The organism is Photobacterium sp. CCB-ST2H9, assembly GCF_023151555.2.
Lineage (GTDB): Bacteria > Pseudomonadota > Gammaproteobacteria > Enterobacterales > Vibrionaceae > Photobacterium.
Genome location: NZ_CP100426.1, coordinates 376154 through 397155, shown reverse-complemented (window position 1 = coordinate 397155; position 21002 = coordinate 376154). Strand labels below are relative to the sequence as shown.

Sequence of the window (21002 nt, the reverse complement as noted above, 5' to 3'; positions counted from 1 at the left end):
GGCTACTCCGCTTTTTGTGATGCCCGGGCGCGAACTTCTGTCAGGCGTTTGGTCAGATCCACAATGTTCTGACGATTGAACAGATCTTCCAGATTCGCAGACAGTTTACGGCGCCAGTTCGGGTATTCATCTACGGTGCCCGGAATGTTCACGGGTTTATCCATCTCCAGCCAGTCTTCCAGCTGCAGACTCAGCAAGGCACTGGCACCCGCAGCCAGATGCAATTGCAGCCCTTCACTCAATGCACGATCCATCGGAACGTACAACGCATCCCGACCCACATTTTCCGGCAGGAAACCGTGCCAGTTCACGCTGTCGAGAATACGCTGCTTGCTCTCAGCGCGACCGTCGAACAAGGTTTTCAGCTGTGCTTCATCCGGGTACAGCCCCAGCTCGCGGCCCAGTTTCAGATCATCACAATGCCAGAAGCCTCGCAGTGTCGGCATATCATGTGTACACAGGGCCGACATTGACTGTTCGGTATAATGTGCCGGTGAATAATAGCCGCCGTCTTCCGCAGTTTCGAAGAAGAACACCTTGTAGGAATGAATCCCTGCCGTTGCCAGCTTCTCTACAATCTCATCCGGTACTGTGCCCAGGTCTTCACCGATTACAGTACATTGGTGACGATGACTTTCCAGCGCCAGAATCGCCATCAGATCATCAACCGGGTAATACATGTAGGCACCCTGTTTAGCCGATTCGCCTTTCGGAATCCACCACAGACGCAGTAAGCCCAGGACATGGTCAATTCGCAGAGCGCCACAGTGACGCATATTGGCACGCAGCAGATCGATATAAGGCTGATACGCTGTATGACGCAACTGCTGTGGATTAAACGGCGGTAAGCCCCAGTTTTGTCCGAGCGGGCCCAGAATATCCGGCGGCGCGCCAACACTCACGTCCTGACATAATGCCCCCTGATCCGCCCAGGTTTCCGCGCCAGAATCGCAAACGCCAACGGCCAGATCGCGATACAAACCCATTACCATGCCTTTTTCTTCAGCAAGCTGCTGTGCTTCGGCCAGTTGGGTATCCGCAAGCCATTGCAGGTACATATACAGCTGAACCTGCTCCGGATGCTGACTGATAAACTGTTTCACCGCTGCATTTTCAAAATGGCGGTATTGTTCAGGGAACACCGGCCAGCCCCAGATTTGATCATCTTTCTGTTTCAGCTCAGCATGTAAGGCATCAAAGGCAGCCTGATGCATCAGGCTCTCACCACCGGCTTCAACAAAATCAAGGAAAGCCCGGCCACGCACTGTTTCTGCTTTCAGATGACGTTGTTTGAACGTCGCGAACAGCATCGGCAACACCGCCATTTTCAGGCAGGCAACTTCACTGTAATTCACCCAGTTACTGTCACGCGCCGCAACTAAACGCTGCTGGAAAGTCTCACTGCCCACCAGCTGAAGCGCTTCATCACATTGTGCAAACTCCGGTACGGAGCACACATCGATATAGATGATATTCAGCCAGCGTCGGGAAGACGGACTGTAAGGACTTGCCCCTTCCGGGTTTGCCGGAAACAGAGAATGAATCGGGTTCAGACCGACAAAATCCCCCCCTTGCGCAGCGATATCCGAAACCAGTTGCTTCAGATCGCCGAAATCGCCGATACCCCAGTTATGACCGGTACGCACGGAATACAACTGCACACTCGGGCCCCAGAGCTTGGTTCCTTTTTCCAGCGCTGGCTGCTTATAACAGGCAACCGGCGTGACAATCAGTGTCATTTCATAAGGTGACTGACGGCGCTTGCGGAAAATTTCCAGCTTGTGATAACCCAAAAGGAGATCCGGCAGCGCAAACAGCATGTCTCCGCCCTCCTCCCTTTCATCAGAAACCAGCTGTGACTGCAGCCAGCCTTCCATCACCTCGCCCTGCTCCGTTTCGAGTTTCCAGCTGAAATCGCTGACACGGGCACTGCGGCCGAGTGTCAGTTCCACCCGGACCGGTTCACCGCGACGAATCACCTTCACCGGCGCCAACACTTCTCTTGGCTGCAATCTGGCTGCTGACGCTTCCAGCGATTCATCGCTGCTGACATCGTAGCCCAGCGCTGCCAGCAAGCGTGTCAGCGTATCCGTACTGACTGCGGTCTCTTCTCCCCAGGCACTGATGTAACTGGCTGCCAGCCCAGCCTGTCTGGCAATGTCTTTCACAACCTTTTCTGTTCTCATTTTTCTTCTCCGTGACACCACAGGGGTCTCTCTCCCGAATGTGTTCGAACGCCCTGGTTCACCACAAATCACAAAGCCGGGGCCAAACCAGCCCCGGCAAAAATATCAGCGTTTTACACGCTTCAACTGCCAGATATTGTCGACATAATCACGAATACTGCGGTCAGAACTGAATTTGCCAACCAGCGAAGTATTCAGGATAGCCTTACGGGCCCAGCCAGCCTGATCCCGGTAAGCTTCATCGATTCGCTCATGTGCAGAGACATAATCTGCAAAGTCAGCCAGCACCAGATACGGGTCACCGCCTTCCAGCAGGTTATGACGAATCCCGGCCAGCGCTTCCGGCTCACCCGGTGTAAACGTCTCACCCAGCAACAGATCCAGTGACGCTTTCAGCAGACTGTCGGACTCATAATAACGGTACGGCAGATACCCCTGTTGCTTGAGTTCAAGCACTTCGTCCACCAGCAAGCCAAAGATGAAGATATTGTCATCGCCCACTTCCTCGCGAATCTCGACATTCGCGCCATCCATGGTGCCGATGGTTAACGCACCGTTCAGCGCCAGTTTCATGTTCCCCGTGCCTGATGCTTCCTTACCAGCTGTTGAGATTTGCTCCGACACATCGGCTGCCGGAATAATGATCTCAGCCAGGCTGACACGATAATCCGGAATAAAGACCACTTTCAGCTTGCCGCCCAGACGCGGATCGTGATTAACCTTATCGGCCACTTTGTTGATTGCAAAAATAATATCTTTCGCCAGCGCATAGCCCGGTGCCGCTTTAGCTGCAAAGATGAAGACACGCGGATGCATGTCGAAATCCGGATCATTGAGTAAGCGGTGATACAGCGAAAGAATATGAATCAGGTTCAGATGCTGACGCTTATATTCGTGAAGACGTTTAATCTGCACATCAAAAATGGCATCCGTATCCAGCGTGATGCCCATATTTTCAGAGACCCAGTCAGCCAGACGTTGTTTATTTGCTTTCTTCACCGCCATGTAGCGCTTCTGGAACGCTGAATCATCCGCAAAATCAGCCAGTGCTGACAACTGCTCCAGCTGCGCCGGCCAATCGGTTCCGATTTTTTCATCAATCAGCGCACTGAGTGTCGGGTTACAGAACTTCAGCCAGCGGCGCGGGGTCACCCCGTTGGTCACATTCTGAAGTTTACCCGGGAACATTGCATCAAACTCAGGGAACAGATCGCGTTTCACCAGTTCGGAGTGCAGCGCTGCTACGCCATTCACCGCATAGCTGCCGATCACACATAGATTTGCCATCCGCACCATGCGCTGCTCACCTTCCTCAATCACAGAAAGCTTCCGCTTGATGTCATCGCGACCCGGCCATTTGGCATTGACGGCTTCCAGGAACCGGTGGTTGATTTCGAAGATGATCTCCAGGTGACGCGGTAACAAATGAGCAATCAGCGATTCGCTCCAGGTCTCCAGCGCTTCCGGCAGTAAGGTATGGTTGGTATACGCAAATACCTGATTACAGATAGTCCATGCCGCATCCCAGCTCAGGTGGTGCTCATCCAGCAGAACGCGCATCAGTTCCGGAATAGCAATCGTCGGGTGTGTATCATTCAGCTGAATCGATTCCAGCGTTGCAAGTGTCTCAATCGCATGGCCTGCGGCCAGATGACGACGCAGAATATCAGCCACAGAACAAGCACAGTGGAAATACTGCTGCATCAAGCGCAGTGTCTTACCCTGCTCATGGTTATCATTCGGGTACAGCACCTTGGTGATATTCCCGGCCTCAATGGCCGAATACTGGGCACCGACATAGTCGCCGTCATTAAACATAGCTAGATTAAACGGTGCTGGTGCACGGCACTCCCACAGTCGCAGCGGGTAAACACTGTTATTCTGATAGCCGATCACCGGCAGATCCCAGGCGATCCCATCTACCTGCAGACCCGGAACCCAGCGGCGACGTTGTGCGCCGGTTTCATCGGTATAAACTTCCACCTGACCAAAAAAACCCACCGTCTGGTTCAGTTCAGGTCGCTGTACTTCCCACGGATATCCTTCCTGTCCGCGCCATGCATCCGGCGCTTCCATCTGACGGCCACCTTCAAATGACTGACGGAACAAACCGTACTCATAGTGCAGGCCATAACCCACAGCCGGAAACTCCTGCGCCGCCAGTGAATCCATAAAACAGGCTGCCAACCGGCCCAGTCCGCCGTTACCCAGTGCCGGATCCCGCTCTTCTTCCAGCAGATCCGTCAGGTTCTGACCGAACGATGCCATCACTTCTGAAACCTGCTCATATAAACCGAGGCTGATCAGGTTGTTCCCGGTCAGACGGCCAATCAGGAATTCCATCGAAAGGTAATTCACGCTGCGACAAGATTCGGCAGCCAGTTGCTGCTCAGTGTCAATCAGGTTGCCCGTACTGATTTCAGCCAGCGCACGGCTCATGGCCATATACCAGTGACGAGGGGCTGCTGTTGCTGGTGTCTGTGCGTAGGTTGTCAGGAGATGTTGCTCAACCGAAGTCTGAAATGCGGCCTTATCAAAAGACGCTTTAGTTTGCTTCTGCATCATGGGTTTCTCGCTGTCGGGTTAATGCTTCGAAAATGAAAAAATCTGATGCTAATGCTGCCTGTGGCATTGGGGAAAAACATCATCCTGAATTGCCGGGGCTGAGGGAGGAGTAACAGGGCGTAGTCCTCGAGGGAGACCCAAATATGTGACAATTTCCTGAATTTTCATCCGTTCAGAACCACTTACACTGACTGACATCACAAAACCCGGGTTCTTTGCGTTCGTGCAAAGCTGTCCCGAAAAATAGCCGCATGATTATTAAAGTGTGACCAGTCACTTATTTTAAGGGATGAGACAGCAAGAAATGCTGATTTAGTCTGCAAGTCAGGTGATGATAAAAATGCGCTTACACCATGAACCATCACAATATAGATAATCAGAATTATGTGGATACCTTCAAAGCTGACCCGCCCGGCACGCCTGCACAACGCTATTTTACGACCACGGTTGCTGGATTTGCTGCAACATGCCCCTGCATACAGACTGGTGCTTTTCCGGTCTCCGGCAGGATATGGCAAAACGACAATGGCGGCACAATGGCTGAACGAACATCCGCATACGGGCTGGTTTAATCTCGATGACAATGACAACGATACGTTTCGTTTTGCCAATTACCTGCTTCAGGCCCTGAACAAGGCCACGCATGATGCCTGCCTGAAAACAAAAGCCATGGCAGAACGCAGACAGTTTGCCTGCCTCAGCACACTGTTCGGCGAACTCTTCGCGGAACTGCAAGATTACCCGCACCCGACTTTTCTGGTGCTCGACGATTATCACGTCATCCACAACGAAGATATCCACGACGGGATGCGTTTCTTTCTGAAAAACATGCCGGATGAGCTGACTCTGGTCGTTACCAGCCGCAGCCTGCCTCCGCTGGGCACTGCAAACCTGCGTGTCCGGGATTTACTGATCGAAGTCGATCACGAATGGCTGGCGTTTGATGAAGAAGAAACGACCCGTTTTTTCAGCAAACGTGTGGCGAACGAGTTAGAAACAAGCGCACTCAGCAGCCTTCGTGCTCAGGTTGAAGGCTGGCCTTCTGCACTTCAGCTCATCGCGCTTCATGCCCAGCAGCGCCCCAATCATCTGGCTGAGTCAGCTTTGTCGCTGGCTAATTTTAACCGCAGTCATCTGTGGGATTATCTTGCGGAAGAAGTGTTTGACCTGCTCGATGAGGATACCTGCGCCTTCCTGCTTCAGTGCTCTGTGCTGGATATGTTCAATGCCGAACTGGTGATGGACTTAACCGGGCGCAGCGATGCGCTGATGAAGCTGGAAATGCTGAACCGCTACGGACTCTTTATCAGCCCGCTGGAAGGGGCAGATAACTGGTATCGCTTCCACCACCTTTTTGCTGAATTTTTGCGTCATAAACGCCATGCACACATCCCTGAACAGCGCATGGCGCTACATAACAAAGCGGCTCAGGCCTGGCTGAATCAGAACAGTCCGCAACAGGCTCTCTATCATGTCCGCAAGAGCAGCAATCATGAGCTGATGGTGGCCATCCTGTCGGATCACGGCTGGAATATGTTCCACCACGGCGAATTGAAACTGCTGGAAGAATGCATTGCTTCGCTGGACAAATCGATGCTGTTCAGCAGCCCGCGCCTGATTCTGCTCAGACTCTGGCTGGTTCAGAGTCAGCACCGCTATCATGAAGTCGGAGACTTAATTGCGGAATCCGAAGCCGAAATGCTGGCGAACAACATCGTTTTTGACGATGCACTTCAGGGGGAGTTGAATGCACTGCGGGCGCAGGTTGCCATCAATCAGGGGCAACCGGAAGAAGCCTTACTGCTGTCAGAACAGGCACTCGGTCAACTACCGGCGACAACATACCGCAGCCGGATTGTCGCAACGTCTGTCGTGGGTGAAGTCCATCACTGTCTGGGGAACCTCAGCCGCGCCCTGCCGATGATGCAGCAAACGGAAAAGATGGCCCGGCAGTACCACGTATACCATCAGGCCCTGTGGGCACTGCTGCAACAGAGTGAAATTCTGCTGGCGCAGGGTGCCGTTCAGCCCGCTTTTGAACTGCTTGAGCAGGCCTTTAAACTGGTCAAAGATCAGCATCTGCAACAGGTGCCGCTGCATGAGTTCCTGCTGCGGCTGAAAGCACAAATTCTCTGGTGCTGGAACCGGCTTGATGAGGCTGAAGAAGCCGCATTCAAGAGTCTGGACGTTCTCGCACCATATGACGATACGAAGTCATTACAGGCCTATTCCATGCTTGCCCGTATTGCCGTTACCCGTGGTGAGCAAGACAAAGCTGCCCGTTATCTGCAGCGCTGTAATGAGCTGATGGAATGTGCCGAATATCATATTGACTGGTGCGCGAATGCCGATATTGCCAACCTGCTGTACTGGCAGCAAATCAAAGATATTGACAGCGTCGGCAAATGGCTGCGTCAGGCTGTTGAACCGGACGGCTCCTGTAATCACTTTCAACAGCAACAATGGCGAAACCTGGCGCTGGCTAACCTGATCACCGGCCAGATTGAACAGGCTCAGAACATCCTCACAATGCTGCTCGAAAGCTGCGATAAGCATCAGCTGGTGACCGATCGCAACCGAAACCTGATTCTTCAGACGGTGATCAGTAAACATGCCGGCGATCGTTCGTCTGCACTGGCACACCTGACGGAAGCGCTCCGTCTGACCAACAGCACGGGCATGGTGGGCAATTTCCTGATCGCGGCTAATGATATTCAGGATCTGCTGCAGGAACTGGTTGATGACAAAATGCTGAATGAGCTGTCACTGCATCGTGCCCGTCAGTTGCTTCGTGATATGAGCAGTAAAGAACGGCATCGTCTGGTTCACTTTGATGAAGCATTTGTAGAGAAGCTTCTGAATCTGCCTGACTTACCAGAGCTTGTGCGGACCAGCCCGCTGACACAACGGGAATGGCAGGTCCTGGGACTGATTTACACCGGATACAGCAATGAGCAAATTGCATCGGAATTGGATGTGGCGGCGACAACCATCAAAACTCACATCCGGAATCTGTATCAGAAACTAAATATTGCAAACCGCAATGAGGCGATTGAAACGGCTCAGGAACTTCTGGGACTGATGGGTTATCAATCCGCCTGACCGGTCTTCCGCCTGAACGGTCCCCCGTCTGCTCTGTCACCGGGGGGAGGACTCTCCTCCCCCTTTCTCATCCCTGTTTATTCAAGCCAAGTCAGCCTGAAATCAGCTCAGCCGTCGGCACCGCTATAATCCGTTTCGGGAAACTCTCTGCCCAGGACAGCACAGAAGTATGATGTTTACGAATCAGTTCACCCGTCGCATAAGGCTTATCATGGGTCGTATGCGCATCTGAGACCAGTTCCACGCCATAACCTAAGCAAGCCGCCCGACGCGTAGTGGTATCGACACAAAAATCTGTTGCGTAACCACAGATCACCAGTTCATCCACGCCAAGCTGATCCAGCGTCGCTTTCAGTTCCGTATTCAGGAAAGAATCTGGCGTTGTTTTGCGGACATAGTGATCGTCTTCAGCGGTCACCAGCGCACGATGCAGCTGCCAGCCATCGGTCTGATAAGCAATCTCGGTTCCTGGCTCTTCATGCTGAATAAAAACCACAGGCAACGATTTATCTCTGGCCCACTCAGTTAGCTGGTTGATCCGGGCAACCACCGCGTCCGCTTCAAATGGCTGCGGCTCAGGCTCAAAACAAATGCGCTGTACATCAATGACAAGCACGGCTTTTTTCATAACGTGTCCTTACTCTGAATCCTGACATTAAGTCTGGTATTGGCGTGAAATGTGTGTTGTATCAGCTAATTACCGGGAGCGCAATTTGAAGTGAATCCGTTTGTTTCTGAGCAGAGCTCCCTGTGATTCAACTCCCTTTTTGCGACCTTGTTCAGGTTTCGCATATAGCGATGAACATCCTACCCGGCATTTTCGAATTAGCGCTGTAAGATGATGGCCCACCTCGGCGCGGTTGTCCCGGCAATCGGCAAACTGAACCATCGAATTTTTCGAATAATTGCTTCACTTTCATGCGCTGGTCATAATATCTCAGAGGGATAACATGCAGGCATAAACGACTGAAGGAGAAAGTTATGTATCACGCTCACGTCTATTTTGATTTATCTCAGCAAGTCTTAGCTGAACAGGTTCGTCAGAAAATTATCGGGGAACGGGCTGATGACATCCTGGCTATTTTTCCATTAGTTCCAAGACGGGTGGGCCCCCATGATAAGCCCATGTTTGAAATGCATTTTTCGGATAACAGGACTGGTTTTGTCGAATGGCTGGACCAGAACAGAGCGGGATTATCTGTTCTGATCCATCCGGTTTCTGCTAATGAACTGGCTGATCATACCGTCAATGCGAGCTGGTTAGGTCAGCAGTTGCCGATCCATACCGGAATTTTTACAGCGCAACCATAATCTTTTCGGCCAGAGACATAGCCAGATTGTTGTCGTAATACGCGGCTTCGTTAATAAAATGCGGGTAAGCTTCGTAGCTTCCGTCCCAGTGAATCTCGTTTCCATCGAATAAAGTGAAAATCGGGTCGCCGTTATGCAGGGGTTTGAAATCGTTGTCCTGCACATTTTTATGCACCATGCCGATCCGTTCACCTTTGGCATTTTCAGGCAGTTTTAACGTTTCGGTATACCGGTATGCTTCGTAAGTTTCAGGCAGTGCTGGAAGTTCGTTTTTGTTGTATAAATCGACGTAATCGAGGATATGGCCGGTCATGGCGTCCATCCAGTCCAGGACATCCTGACGAATCACAGATTGTGGCTGCGGACCAATTTCAACAATCACGCCCTGTTGTGCGATAGAGCTGACAAACTTATGTTCCGCCAGCGGGATCTGATCTTCAAAAACAACCACGGCCTCTGGCATCCGGGCTTTCACATAAGCGCCCATTTTGATGTTGAAATCATCAGATTGAAGCACAATCAGTGTTGGCCCCATGTTACTGGTCGTATTATGTAAATCGATGATGAAGTCTGTTCTGGCGTTACCTTTTGGCCCCAGAATTTCATTCATCACTTTTGCCCTGCTCTGCTCATAATTGGCCAGCTCAGGATTAGCCAGATCTTCCACTGAAAACTGACGATTCAGATCACTGTCGACGTAACGTTTGTTTTCTTCATGCGCCTTGGGGTTCGCAAACAGAGTCTGCGTTGTGAAACTGTCCCGGGTAATGCGCTGCGGATTTTGCTGCCATTGACGTAACAGGTAAATACCGCTGAATTCATTGCCGTGAGTACCGCCCACGACTGCGACAGAATTAATACTTTTCATCCTTGTCATCACCACTTGGAATCATCAGAAAATTTGAAGAGGGCCTCAGTATGCCAGCCTTCAACACGCGAATAAACAAGCATTTTTAAGGACTTTTTATTTCAATCAATAATTCACTTTACTTCGCATCGACTTCACCTGCCCGCGTTGTGATTTCTTATCCATTCGACGTTGCTTGGATGCCCGGGTCGGCTTGGTTGCTCTGCGTTTCTTCTCCTGTTTCATGGCCGACTGAATCAATTGCTGCAGCCTTTGCAGAGCATCTTCCCTGTTTTGCTCCTGCGTCCGAAACTGCTGCGCCTTGATAATGATCACGCCGTCTTTCGTGATGCGCTGATCAGACAAATTCAGGAGTTTTTCTTTATAAATATCAGGCAAGCTGGAGCGATGGATATCAAAACGCAGGTGAATAGCACTTGAAACTTTGTTGACGTTCTGACCGCCGGCTCCCTGAGCACGAATCGCTGAAATTTCAATTTCCCAGTCCGCGATTTGAACGGCATTCGAAATGTGTAACATAACTGTCTTTCGCTGTAATTACGCTTTCCCTATTCTCTGATTTCAGCTGCAAATGTCCAGCAAAACCAAACCTGAACTCAGGACGAAAGCAATTTCAATCTGTGATCTTCTTTGCATCTCACTGACAGTGACATTCATCGTTCCTCTGACTCAGCGTATCCTGTCCGGCACCAATTGCTCCTTTTGTTTGATAACAATCAGTTATGGATACAGTACTACATTATTTAGCTGAATCTGGTCAGTGGATGCGTCCCTGGATCAATGATATTTCAATGGCGATGATGGCATGTTTACTTGTTGTGTTCGGTTCGGATATCAACATGATCATGAGGCGTTACCTGTCGGGAACCAACTTTCTCATCCGCACCTGTGCTTTTATTTTCGTCAATGCTTTTGGCTACGGCCTGTTGATTGTTGCCGTTTCACCCTGGTTAGCCACAAAACTGGCAGGGTTAAGCAACCTTTGGCTGTTAGCTGTGGTGCTGGGTACCTTTGTGATACTTGGCAGCTGGGCTCAGCGAAATAATCAGGTATAAAAAAACCGCCTTCCGGCGGTTTTTTTATCGAGGTCTGTCAGAAGTTTACGGTCAGGCCATCAGTGCCTAAGATCTGATCATAGATGGTCGTTTCGACCGTCAGCAAATCATTGGCCTGCTCAGGATCGTCTTCGTTCCCATTACAGACCAGATTCAGGTCATAAGTATCCAGCGGCAGATAGCCCACAGAGTACTGGCCTGTGACCGGATCAACTGCTGCCGAAGTCAGTGGTTCATGCTCAGAACCCAGATCTCCGAACTCACCGCCATTCGATAACGGATAAATATAAACAAAGGCATTCGACAAATCATTGCTGCAAAGCGCTGTATCTACAGTGCCGCCAATCGTCGCAACCGCTGTATTTTCAACAACACGTACGCCGCGAGGCTTCAGCTGATAGCCATTTGCATTCAGAACCATGCTCTTGCGCAGATCAAATTCAATCGTATATGCCTGAGTTGAATCCGCTTCCACCGTGAAACCATCCAGTTTCAATTCTCCGCTTGGTACGCGAATTCCTTCCACAGCATCCGTATCAGTCACCACATGAGAATACGGTGTGCCATCGGTATAACTGCCTTTCTCCAGTACAGACAAACGCATTTGCGTATACTGACCAGCAAGTAACACTTCATCACTCAACACCTGCAGTGCATTGCTGCCCTGATAGTCGAGTAAATTGATAACCATGAATTTTGGCTGACCGTTTTCATCTTCCGGAATGCTCAATCCATCAGGAACACAGGTCGCTGAACTCTGATCCGCTGCGAAAGAAGTCGCACTCCAGGATGATTCGCTCCCGCCTGTGTGGTGCACAGTAATGTTATCGAAAGCGACACAAACCTTCTTCAGACCATCAACAGGCGCATCAGACATGCCAAGAGAAATTTTACCTGTCGCCTGATCGTCAGAGCCGGAACCACATCCAGCAAGCACCAGACTTGCCATCCCAGCGATCAAAACCTTTTTCATGAAACTGCTCCATTTGCTTTTTGTGCAAGCTTAGCGATTCAAAATGCAAATAACAGCATCGCAGCGAAGAGTTAACAACAAAATGACAGAGGGAGATAAAAAAATGACAAGGCTATAAATCGGGTCACATATCTTCTGCGAGATATCGTTTAATCGACGCGCATGCAACCATGCTGAATTGAGCGGGGATTTTCCAGACGATTCAGGCAAGAACCAACTGACTGCAAGTCCTGATACTGATATTTCGCCACCATCGCAGCAGCAATAAGCAGACCGGCCAATGAGAATCGCGTCAGCCAGAGCCACTGTTTTTGCAGCGCAATCGCCAGGGTGATTAAGCACACCACAACAATCAACAGCAGACTTGGCGAAACAAAACCAGAAAGCACTCTCACAACCTCAAAAACCTGCAAAGTGGCAAAATGATACGGTGTTGAAGGTCATAGTTAAAGAAAATTTATGCATATTTACACTTTGTGTAATCCCTTGTCTGAATAGGACAGTTGACCATTTCCAGACTCTTGAATCATGATCGCAATTCGTTGACTCAAAAACAAAAAAGCCTCGATTTTTCAAGGCTTTTGTGTACAACAGGCATAAACACTACAGCGACTTAAATCACCAGTCCGCCATCAATTTTCAGTGTCTGCCCGGTAATAAAGGATGACTGTTCACTTGCCAGAAATAACGCACCATTTGCAATATCTTGCGGCTGCCCCATTCGCTGAAGCGGGGTTTTCGATTTCATATAATCCAGAATTTTCTCAGGCAGGTCGACTGTCAAAGGTGTTTCAATAAATCCTGGTGCAATACAGTTTGCTCTGACCTGAGCACCTTTGCGGGAAAATTCCTTCGCCCAGCCTTTCGTCATTGCAATGACACCGCCCTTCGTTGCGGCATAATTACTCTGGCCAATATTACCATCCGTGCCCACAACGGAAGACATCGTGATAATTGAGCCGCTTCCTAGTTCCATCATGAGTGGCGCAACCGCCTGCGTCATGTTGAAAACCCCTTTCAGGTTAACGTCAATGACCATGTCCCATTCTTCAACCGACATTTTCTCAATCAGGTTATCCCGGGTAATCCCGGCATTATTGACCAGTACATCTACACGACCAGACTCATTGCGAATCACATCAATGAAACGGGTAATCGCGTCACGATCGCAAACATTCAACTCAATGGCTTTCACATTTTTGTAAGTTTTCTCCAAATCAGCCATTGCAGCTGCATTCATGTCGCAGGCGTACACGACTGCAGCCTGATGCCTGGCAAAGGTCTCCACAATACAACGGCCAATGCCCTGCGCGCCTCCCGTTACAATGCAAACCTTGTTGTCTAACATAGTCTTTCCCTCTTGGTTCGAAATGCCGAAGTGAAAATCGAATACAGTGCGGGCACACCGCTTCCCTGCTCACTTCATTCATACCTGATTTTAGATGAAATAAATCAAATGATTACACTCAAAGCTGCAATTCACCTTTGCGATCATCCGGATAGGGCCAAGCCAGATTCAGCTGAAACATAGATTAATACGAGGATAACCCACCTCATTATCATCAAATGACAGATAGAAATAACATGATATGACATCATTTTCTGATACAAGGTCAAAATTACCGATTCCTTATTCAACAATCAGTTACAACTGTCATCCAAGACTTCATCAACTCTTCACTGGTATTGAACGAAGCCTTTGCTATAAATGTAAGAAAGGAATTGAACAAGGATCTGTTGCAGAGCATGCTCGATAAAGTAGTTTTTTTTCTACATGTGGTGCGAAGTGGTTCGCTGAGCGAAGCCGCAAAGCAGTACGGGATCTCTGCGTCTGCCGGAAGCCGTTGGCTGACCGAGCTTGAAGAAAGCATGGGCGTCAGTTTACTCAAACGGACCACCCGAAAAATATCCCCGACTCAGGCCGGGCAGCGCCTGTATGACAGATTCAGTCTGATTAACAGCCAGATCAATGATGTATTTAATGAAGTTCAGAACCTCAGCAATGAGGATAAAGGCTTAATTCGGGTCGCCAGTACGCCTTTATTCGCCAAATATTACCTGAGTCAGATCATTGGCGAATATGTCCAGATTCACCCGTCTATCAATTTTGTGGTGATAGAGACAGCTTTTGAAGTCGATCATGTCCATGATGTCGATTTTGCTGTTCGGGCCAATGCAACCTACCGGGGTCTGCAGGATAAAGACAGTTTGCTGGTCAAACGTTCCCTGCTCCGTGAACCGTTAATTGCCTGCTGCTCACCACAATATATTGCACATCACGGCGAACCTGTATTACCCGATGAGCTGAAAAGTCACTTTTGTCTGTATGCGACCACTCTTGTGGGCGGCAATAAATGGATATTCGAGCAGAACGGAGAATATAACTCTGTTGAAATTGCACAGACAGTCGAAGCGGATGACAGTGAAATCTTAAAAAATATTGCCCTTGCCGGGGGCGGCATTGCTTATCTGCCCTATAGCCTGGTCAGCAATGATTTAAAGGAAGGCCGGCTGCAGGCAATTCTCAAAAATTATGTCAGCAGCCAGTTCGAACTCAATCTTTACTTCAAACCACGTAAATATATGCCGGCCCGTTGCGTAAATTTTAAAGATTATTTAATCGGACGCGTTCAGGAAATCGACCAGCAGAACAAAAGTGCCCTGGTGCAACAGGAACCCGCACAAGTGGTGTCCGAGTAATCCGCCAGGGCTTCATTCGTTCGTCACGTTACTTTTCAGAAAGACGCACTACTTCGATAATTTAAAGAACTGCAGCTGATGAGCCATATTCTCCGCCAATTGCGAGATCTCCCGGCTTGAAGAGGCACACTGACTGATTCCAGTCGCATTTGTCGAAACGATATCATGAATGTTGGCCAGATTTTCGTTGATTGTCTGTGTCACTTCCGTTTGCTGATCGGACGACTCCGCAACCTGATGGTTCAAATCTCCAATTTGCGTAATCGCTTCTTTAATCTTGCCCAATGCCAGCGATGCCCTTTCTTCAAGATGCATATTATTTTCCAGCAGTTCAGCTATCCGGCTCATTGACTGACTCGCTGATTGTGAACGAACCTGAAGCTCTTCAATGATTTTTTGAATATCGCCGGTCGACTGCTGCGTTCTGGCTGCCAGCTGACGAACTTCATCGGCAACGACCGCAAACCCTCGTCCGCTCTCTCCTGCTCTGGCCGCTTCAATGGCCGCATTCAAAGCCAGCAGATTTGTCTGCTCAGAAATCGCATGAATGACTTCGAGCACTCCGCTGATCTGAGCGGATGCTTGCTCCAGCTCCCCAATTTCGACAACGGCTTCTCCGACACCCTGACTCATCTGAAGCGTCGCCTGAGAAACCTGACTGAACATCTGTTCACCTTCTCCCGTGATCTGGACAGCTGATTTCGCTCCCTCATCCGCCAGAAATGCCATTCCGGAGACTTCTCTGGCGGATGTCGCCAATTCTTCGATTGCAGAAGCAATCGACTCAATTTCACGGCTCTGGCGCACGGCATTGTGTTCAGATTCCTTCATCACTGTTGCCAGTTCAGAGGTTGATGCCGCAGTATTGTCTCCGATATAACGCAGACCAGAAACAATTGAGCGGAGGTTTACAGCCATTGAATCGATGTTTTGTCCAAGCCGGCTCAGTTCGTTCGTCCCCGCTAAATAGGCGGAAATTTCCAATTCACCTTTTGCAAATTGCTGCATCTCTTTACTGAGCGAAGAAAGCGGCTTCGCAATAAAACCAGACAAATACCAGCCTGCAAATAATCCAATCATAATTGTGCCAATGCTGGCCAGTAAGCTCCAGAACAGGACATTCTCGTGATGGACAACCTGCTGGCTCATGTACGCCGAAGATAAATCATTCAGCTTTTGAGACAGCGTCTCAATTCGCTGAATCAGCACATTTCCTTTATTACGATATGGCACCACGTATGCGTCGAACGCCTGATCCGACATGGCTCCACTGTGCCGCTGCTTCAGCACCTCAAGCATGGTTTGGCGGCTGTAGATCAGATAATCATCCACAGCATTTTCCAGTGAAGCCAACTCAGGTGCAGCTCCCTGGAAATGTTTGAGTGCAGGCAGCAATTGTTTAATTTCAGTTTCCCGCTGTGCCAGTGTATCCCGGAGTGTGTTCAGCTGGGTTTCATCATAAAGCGCATAAATCGCGCCAACACGCATTGCATATGTACTTTCAATCAGCTGCGCTACATTATCTTTTAAAGATAAAGATTGTTGAGAAGCGGAATTTAATTCACTGACAGTATCAACTAATACCTTCTGGGATATAACCACAGACGTAAGTAATAATATCGCTGATATGATTACAGGAGTAAGAACCTGATTTCGAATGGATATTCCTTTCAGCATTAGTTTCAACCCTTATGATTCATTATTCACAACATGTTTAAATTTAAATTTTAAAATCAAGTTATTATTCATAAGTTGAGGTGAATATCAATAATTAATAAAATTATTATCACAATTCAAGTTTATTATAAAAAAGCACTTTCTAAAATAAATAATTCATCTGTTTTCAGGGATATTCTAATTTAATTAAAAATAAAATAAGAAATACAGATTTAAACCAGTGCCAGTGCATTGATGAGAATTATTTTAAGTGAACGAACTTGTCATTGAGGATGATGTGTCGCTGCTGTTTGCGTCGAGTCCCCGTGACACAAGCTGTGGTGTCGCAGCAGCAAGTAGTCATGTCAAAATAACGACACAGACAATAAGCATAGAAAACAATAAGGATTCTCTGAACAGCAGTATTTAAAAGCGCAGGAATGAACAACCTGAAAACAAATGAGGTGTATACCGAAATGAAGGTATAAAAAAACCGGGGTATCCCCGGTCTTTGATATTTCTGAAGTTTCACATGGGTGTGAATCAGTCGAAACGTGGTTTGCTGCGTTCCTGACGCTGACCGTGGTTTCGTTCACCACGGAAGCTGCCACGATGATCGCCACCGCGGTTGCGGTCAAAACGACGCTCGCCTTCACGACGATTACGGAAACCACCTTCACGTTGGCCGCCTTCACGCTGACCACCTTCGCGGTTTCCACCACGACGGAATCCACCTTCACGATTGCCGCCTTCACGTCCACCGCGGCGATGTTCACGTAAAACGTTGTCTTCAACAACGACAGCTTTCGCTTCGTTCTGGCGAATACGAAGTTTCTTCAGTTGTGCAACAACGTCAGAACTCATCTTCTTCGGCAGCTGAACATAGGTGTGCTCAGGTGCCAGTTTAATCGCACCGATGAAGTCTTTGCTCAGACCCAGTTCGTTTGCGATTGCACCAACGATATCTTTCACCTGAACACCTTGCTCACGACCAACATGCAGCTGATAGGTATCCCAGTCCGCAGCGTTGTACTGACGGCGTTCACGACGTTCGCCTCGCTCGCCGCGTTCACCACGCTCGCCTCGTTCACCGCGTTCGCCACGACGGTCACGACGTTGCTTCTCACGCTCAATCGCAGCAATCATCGGATCCGGACCTTTGTAGAACAGAGGACGGTTGCCTTGCTGACGTTTCAGCAGGATTGCAGCCAGTGTCGTTGCATCAACCTCAACAGATTCCTGCAGCTTTTCAACCAGCTCGACAAACGCTTCCAGACTTGCGCTTTCTTTCTGCTCTTCCAGCTCTTTGCCCAGACGATCCAGACGCGCTAAAGCGACATCATCACGCATCGGAAGCTGAATTTCTTCCATACGTGACTTGGTCACACGTTCAATCGTGCGCAGCATACGGATCTGGTTTGTACGAACCAGCAGGATTGCTTTACCTTTACGTCCGGCACGACCTGTACGCCCGATACGGTGGATGTAAGATTCAACATCAAACGGAATGTCGTAGTTGAATACGTGCGTAATACGCGGCACGTCCAGACCACGGGCAACAACGTCCGTCGCAACCAGAATGTCAATGACGCCACGCTTGATGTGATCAACAGTACGTTCACGCAGAGACTGCGGAATGTCACCGTGCAGCGCAGCTGCTTTGAAACCGCGGGAAGACAGCCAGTCAGCCAGACGCTCAGTATCCTGACGGGTACGAACGAACACGATTGACGCGTCAGTTTCTTCAGTTTCCAGCAGACGAATCATTGCTTCGTCTTTTTCTACGCCTTTCACTACCCAGAACTGCTGCTCTACTTTGGCAACTGTACGGTTTTCACCAGCAACGTCGATTCGTGCAGGCTCACGCAGGAAACGATCAACGATTTCCTTCACCATTGGTGGCATGGTTGCAGAGAACAGCACGCGCTGAGCAGATTCTGGTGCTTGTTCCAGAATCCAGGTCACGTCATCAACAAAGCCCATTTTCAACATTTCATCGGCTTCATCCAGAATGAAGGTATGAACCTCATCCAGGTGCAGACGGTCACGGCTGATCAGATCTTTTACACGACCAGGTGTACCAACAACAATGTGAGCACCTGATTTCAGAGCACGCATCTGGTCTACGATAGATGCACCACCGTAGATTTCCAGAACTTTCAGGCCCTGGATGTTCTGACCCAGGTTCTTGATCTCAGCAGCAACCTGAATCGCCAGCTCACGCGTCGGAGCCATCACGATTGCCTGTGGCTTATGTTGCTTCAGGTTGATCTTGTTCAGCAGTGGCAGTGAGAATGCTGCAGTTTTACCGGTACCTGTCTGAGCCTGACCCAGAGCATCAGTACCCGTTAATAGAAGTGGAATAGAAGCCGCCTGAATAGGGGTCGGCGCTACGAAGCCCATCGCGTCAAGTGCGGATAAAATAGTGTCGGCCAGTTCTAACTGGCGAAATTCTGTAACAGATTCTTGCATTGGGATCCCAATAGATGATCGAACGAAAACGGGGCCCCTTTGCCTTTTAACACGGTTCAGCAACTGTATCCACAAGCATGGGCCTCGACTAAGGCGCGCATTGTGCGCTATTCAGGGCTGAATTACCAGAAAAAATTGATTGATGTCACAAATTAAAACTTAAGCATTTATTTATTATTCAATCAGCCTGCGATATGTACACCTTGGTAAGCTTTTTCTGCCTTCATAGTGTCATCCCATTGAAAATATTGATTCCTTCCGTGTTGTTTTGCCAGATATAAACCTTGATCAGCCCCGGCAAGCAGTACTTCTTCCTGTATCTCTTCCGAAGGGATCCGGCTATACAATCCCAGACTGATACTGATGATCCCTTCCCGTGTTCCTGCATGAGGAATGCTCAGTTGCAAAACAGCATTCAGCATCTGATCAGCCAGCACACGAACGGCTTCAGCGGTCATATTCGGAAGCAGGCAAACAAACTCCTCCCCGCCATAACGGCTGAAAATCGCTTTTTCATGATGATGCGCCAGCTTTTCCAGGGTGACTGCAACCTGTTTAAGGCATACATCGCCACGCTGATGACCGTAAGTATCATTAAAAGCCTTAAAATGATCGACATCGAGAATAATGATACTCAGAGGCAGCTGTTTCCGGCTGGCAACCTGCCAGTAACGTTTCAGGGTCAGGTCGAAGAAACGCCGGTTTGCGACACCGGTTAATCCATCTTGCATCGACCAGGCTTCCAGTCGCCGATTCGCTTCTTCCAGTGCTCTATTGGTTTGTTGCAGCTCCTGAGTCCGCAACTGGACCCGCTGTTCCAGTTCAGCATTCAACCGGGTCAGAGCCTCATGACTGCGTTTGATCACAATCTGCTGACCCAGGGCAGCACCAAACAGCTTCATGATCTCTTTCTGATGTTCTGTCAGACTGCGCTGGCTGATCAGATTATCTGCAGCAACCCAGCCAATACAATCATCACCGTTCCACATCGAGATCATGGCATTCCAGCCCGTGCCAACCTGTTGTGTGCCAAAATAAAGCGGCGCATTTTCCTTCACGACCACAACGTCTTTCCGGCTCAGGGCCTCATGCACCAGGGGATGATCTGGAATATCACTGACAAAAGAATAGCGGGAGACCAGATTTCCTTCCGGATCGGTGCCGTATGTTCCTTGCATAGTGGAGTTTTGAATATCTGTCAGAAATACTGCCAGACGATCAATGCCCAGTTTTTTTCTGCCTAACTCAATTGCCGTACGATATAAGCTGTCAAGATCGCAGGATTCCGCGAGTGACAGCGTCACTTCATGAAGCTGCTTTAATAAAGAGAGGTATTCACGCAAAGAGTAATTCCGAACCTCTAATTCAGCTTCCACACTCCGGCGGCTGATATTATGCGTCAGCGCTTCTTCTCTGAGCATGTGTACACTGATATCAGAAGCAATCAGCAGCAGAACCCGTTCGAAAGCCTGTAAGTTTTCATCCAGTCGTTCAGGGTACTGGGTTTCTGCATACAGATAAGCGACCGGCTTCTCATGCATAATGATCGGAAAAAGTACCCGCCGCCATTCTGTTGGCTTGTCGTTCCAGATGGCCTTAAACGGTTTTTGTGCAACGGTACTGATGGCTTGCCTCAGCTGTTTCACTTCGAGCAGATGTTCAGGTGGGACACCATTATAATTGGAGAGTGATAAAGGATGCAGATAATACTTAAACTCTTCATTCCCCATCCAGCTGGCCAGTACCCTGGTCTGCCCTTCCTGCTCAACTAACAAAGTCAGGTAAGTTAAGTCCAGTGTATGATGCAATGCTGACAGCAAACGATGGCACCAACGCTCCATGTTTGCCTGACGGGCAAGCGTATCAACAAGTTTATCCAACTCATCGTTGAGTTTAAACGGCATGCTTTTCCTTTGACAATGTGTCTTCATTCATTTGATCGGTGTGAAACAGAATACAAAATACTCCAAGTCGAAGATAATAACGACCTTCATGAGGGACTTCGAAATCATGATTGCGATTTTCTACGATATTTGTGACCAATAATTTAAAGAAAACGTTTCGCTCAGGTCTGCGTGTCAAAAAGAATTCTCTGCCACTATTGATACATATAT

General features: G+C 49.1%; 15 protein-coding genes. 4 read left to right on the top strand and 11 right to left on the bottom strand.

All coding sequences use genetic code 11. The features are described 5' to 3' along the window. Positions 1 to 2 precede the first annotated feature (2 nt). Together malQ and L4174_RS18315 are read right to left on the bottom strand one after the other, a co-directional pair. Positions 3 to 2186, bottom strand: coding sequence for a 4-alpha-glucanotransferase (gene malQ, locus L4174_RS18320; protein ID WP_248142478.1), 2184 nt, complete (start codon positions 2184 to 2186; stop codon positions 3 to 5). Between the two features lie 105 nt (positions 2187 to 2291). Next, positions 2292 to 4751, bottom strand: coding sequence for a glycogen/starch/alpha-glucan phosphorylase (locus tag L4174_RS18315; protein ID WP_371929427.1), 2460 nt, complete (start codon positions 4749 to 4751; stop codon positions 2292 to 2294). 384 nt (positions 4752 to 5135) lie between these two features. Between L4174_RS18315 and malT the strand changes: the two genes are divergently transcribed. Further along, on the top strand, positions 5136 to 7853 hold the full coding sequence (malT, locus tag L4174_RS18310) for an HTH-type transcriptional regulator MalT (RefSeq protein WP_248142479.1): 2718 nt from the start codon (positions 5136 to 5138) through the stop codon (positions 7851 to 7853). A 91-nt stretch (positions 7854 to 7944) separates the two neighbouring features. Here malT and L4174_RS18305 read toward each other — a convergent pair whose 3' ends face one another. Then, positions 7945 to 8481 carry a cysteine hydrolase family protein gene (locus L4174_RS18305; RefSeq protein ID WP_248142480.1) on the bottom strand — a complete coding sequence of 179 codons (537 nt, stop codon included), beginning with the start codon at positions 8479 to 8481 and terminating at the stop codon, positions 7945 to 7947. Positions 8482 to 8834: 353 nt separating this feature from the next. Here L4174_RS18305 and L4174_RS18300 point away from each other — a divergent pair, with 353 nt between their 5' ends. Then, positions 8835 to 9164, top strand: a complete 330-nt coding sequence (locus tag L4174_RS18300) for a DOPA 4,5-dioxygenase family protein (RefSeq protein WP_248142481.1) — start codon at positions 8835 to 8837, stop codon at positions 9162 to 9164. Here L4174_RS18300 and L4174_RS18295 read toward each other — a convergent pair. Together L4174_RS18295 and arfB are read right to left on the bottom strand one after the other, a co-directional pair. After that, positions 9148 to 10032 (bottom strand): aspartoacylase, encoded by an 885-nt coding sequence (locus tag L4174_RS18295; protein ID WP_248142482.1) that lies wholly within the window; start codon positions 10030 to 10032, stop codon positions 9148 to 9150. The genes L4174_RS18300 and L4174_RS18295 overlap by 17 nt on opposite strands. A gap of 105 nt (positions 10033 to 10137) precedes the next feature. Further along, positions 10138 to 10551: an alternative ribosome rescue aminoacyl-tRNA hydrolase ArfB gene (gene arfB, locus L4174_RS18290; protein WP_248142483.1), complete on the bottom strand. Its 414-nt coding sequence runs from the start codon at positions 10549 to 10551 to the stop codon at positions 10138 to 10140. A gap of 203 nt (positions 10552 to 10754) precedes the next feature. Between arfB and L4174_RS18285 the strand changes: the two genes are divergently transcribed. Beyond that, positions 10755 to 11087 carry a DUF3392 domain-containing protein gene (locus tag L4174_RS18285; protein ID WP_248142484.1) on the top strand — a complete coding sequence of 111 codons (333 nt, stop codon included), beginning with the start codon at positions 10755 to 10757 and terminating at the stop codon, positions 11085 to 11087. 37 nt (positions 11088 to 11124) lie between these two features. On the opposite strand, the gene L4174_RS18280 is transcribed toward L4174_RS18285, so the two are convergent. The 3 genes from L4174_RS18280 to fabG form a co-directional block, all read right to left on the bottom strand. Next, entirely contained in the window at positions 11125 to 12060 is a 936-nt protein-coding gene (locus tag L4174_RS18280) for a DUF4382 domain-containing protein (protein WP_248142485.1), read from the bottom strand. Between the two features lie 149 nt (positions 12061 to 12209). Then, complete coding sequence (locus L4174_RS18275; protein ID WP_248142486.1) at positions 12210 to 12455, bottom strand: hypothetical protein; 246 nt, start codon at positions 12453 to 12455, stop codon at positions 12210 to 12212. A 218-nt stretch (positions 12456 to 12673) separates the two neighbouring features. Beyond that, positions 12674 to 13408, bottom strand: coding sequence for a 3-oxoacyl-ACP reductase FabG (fabG, locus tag L4174_RS18270; RefSeq protein WP_248142487.1), 735 nt, complete (start codon positions 13406 to 13408; stop codon positions 12674 to 12676). Positions 13409 to 13806: 398 nt separating this feature from the next. Between fabG and L4174_RS18265 the strand changes: the two genes are divergently transcribed. After that, a complete protein-coding gene (locus tag L4174_RS18265; RefSeq protein ID WP_248142488.1) occupies positions 13807 to 14760 on the top strand; it encodes a LysR family transcriptional regulator in 954 nt (317 codons plus the stop codon). A gap of 48 nt (positions 14761 to 14808) precedes the next feature. Here L4174_RS18265 and L4174_RS18260 read toward each other — a convergent pair whose 3' ends face one another. The 3 genes from L4174_RS18260 to L4174_RS18250 all read right to left on the bottom strand — a co-directional run bounded on the left by L4174_RS18260 (position 14809) and on the right by L4174_RS18250 (position 20792). Continuing rightward, entirely contained in the window at positions 14809 to 16248 is a 1440-nt protein-coding gene (locus tag L4174_RS18260; protein WP_248142489.1) for a methyl-accepting chemotaxis protein, read from the bottom strand. A gap of 711 nt (positions 16249 to 16959) precedes the next feature. After that, on the bottom strand, positions 16960 to 18888 hold the full coding sequence (locus tag L4174_RS18255; protein ID WP_248142490.1) for a DEAD/DEAH box helicase: 1929 nt from the start codon (positions 18886 to 18888) through the stop codon (positions 16960 to 16962). A 182-nt stretch (positions 18889 to 19070) separates the two neighbouring features. Further along, positions 19071 to 20792, bottom strand: coding sequence for a diguanylate cyclase (locus L4174_RS18250; RefSeq protein ID WP_248142491.1), 1722 nt, complete (start codon positions 20790 to 20792; stop codon positions 19071 to 19073). Positions 20793 to 21002 lie beyond the last annotated feature (210 nt).

What these genes read in the sequence shown, in the direction of transcription:
- arfB (WP_248142483.1), bottom strand. Translation starts at nt 10,551, where the DNA reads ATGTTACACATTTCGAATGCCGTTCAAATCGCGGACTGGGAAATTGAA.
- L4174_RS18250 (WP_248142491.1), bottom strand. Translation starts at nt 20,792, where the DNA reads ATGCCGTTTAAACTCAACGATGAGTTGGATAAACTTGTTGATACGCTT.
- L4174_RS18315 (WP_371929427.1), bottom strand. Translation starts at nt 4,751, where the DNA reads ATGATGCAGAAGCAAACTAAAGCGTCTTTTGATAAGGCCGCATTTCAG.
- L4174_RS18295 (WP_248142482.1), bottom strand. Translation starts at nt 10,032, where the DNA reads ATGAAAAGTATTAATTCTGTCGCAGTCGTGGGCGGTACTCACGGCAAT.
- L4174_RS18260 (WP_248142489.1), bottom strand. Translation starts at nt 16,248, where the DNA reads ATGCGTGTTGGCGCGATTTATGCGCTTTATGATGAAACCCAGCTGAAC.
- L4174_RS18285 (WP_248142484.1), top strand. Translation starts at nt 10,755, where the DNA reads ATGGATACAGTACTACATTATTTAGCTGAATCTGGTCAGTGGATGCGT.
- L4174_RS18255 (WP_248142490.1), bottom strand. Translation starts at nt 18,888, where the DNA reads ATGCAAGAATCTGTTACAGAATTTCGCCAGTTAGAACTGGCCGACACT.
- malQ (WP_248142478.1), bottom strand. Translation starts at nt 2,186, where the DNA reads ATGAGAACAGAAAAGGTTGTGAAAGACATTGCCAGACAGGCTGGGCTG.
- L4174_RS18300 (WP_248142481.1), top strand. Translation starts at nt 8,835, where the DNA reads ATGTATCACGCTCACGTCTATTTTGATTTATCTCAGCAAGTCTTAGCT.
- malT (WP_248142479.1), top strand. Translation starts at nt 5,136, where the DNA reads ATGTGGATACCTTCAAAGCTGACCCGCCCGGCACGCCTGCACAACGCT.
- L4174_RS18280 (WP_248142485.1), bottom strand. Translation starts at nt 12,060, where the DNA reads ATGAAAAAGGTTTTGATCGCTGGGATGGCAAGTCTGGTGCTTGCTGGA.
- L4174_RS18265 (WP_248142488.1), top strand. Translation starts at nt 13,807, where the DNA reads ATGCTCGATAAAGTAGTTTTTTTTCTACATGTGGTGCGAAGTGGTTCG.
- L4174_RS18305 (WP_248142480.1), bottom strand. Translation starts at nt 8,481, where the DNA reads ATGAAAAAAGCCGTGCTTGTCATTGATGTACAGCGCATTTGTTTTGAG.
- fabG (WP_248142487.1), bottom strand. Translation starts at nt 13,408, where the DNA reads ATGTTAGACAACAAGGTTTGCATTGTAACGGGAGGCGCGCAGGGCATT.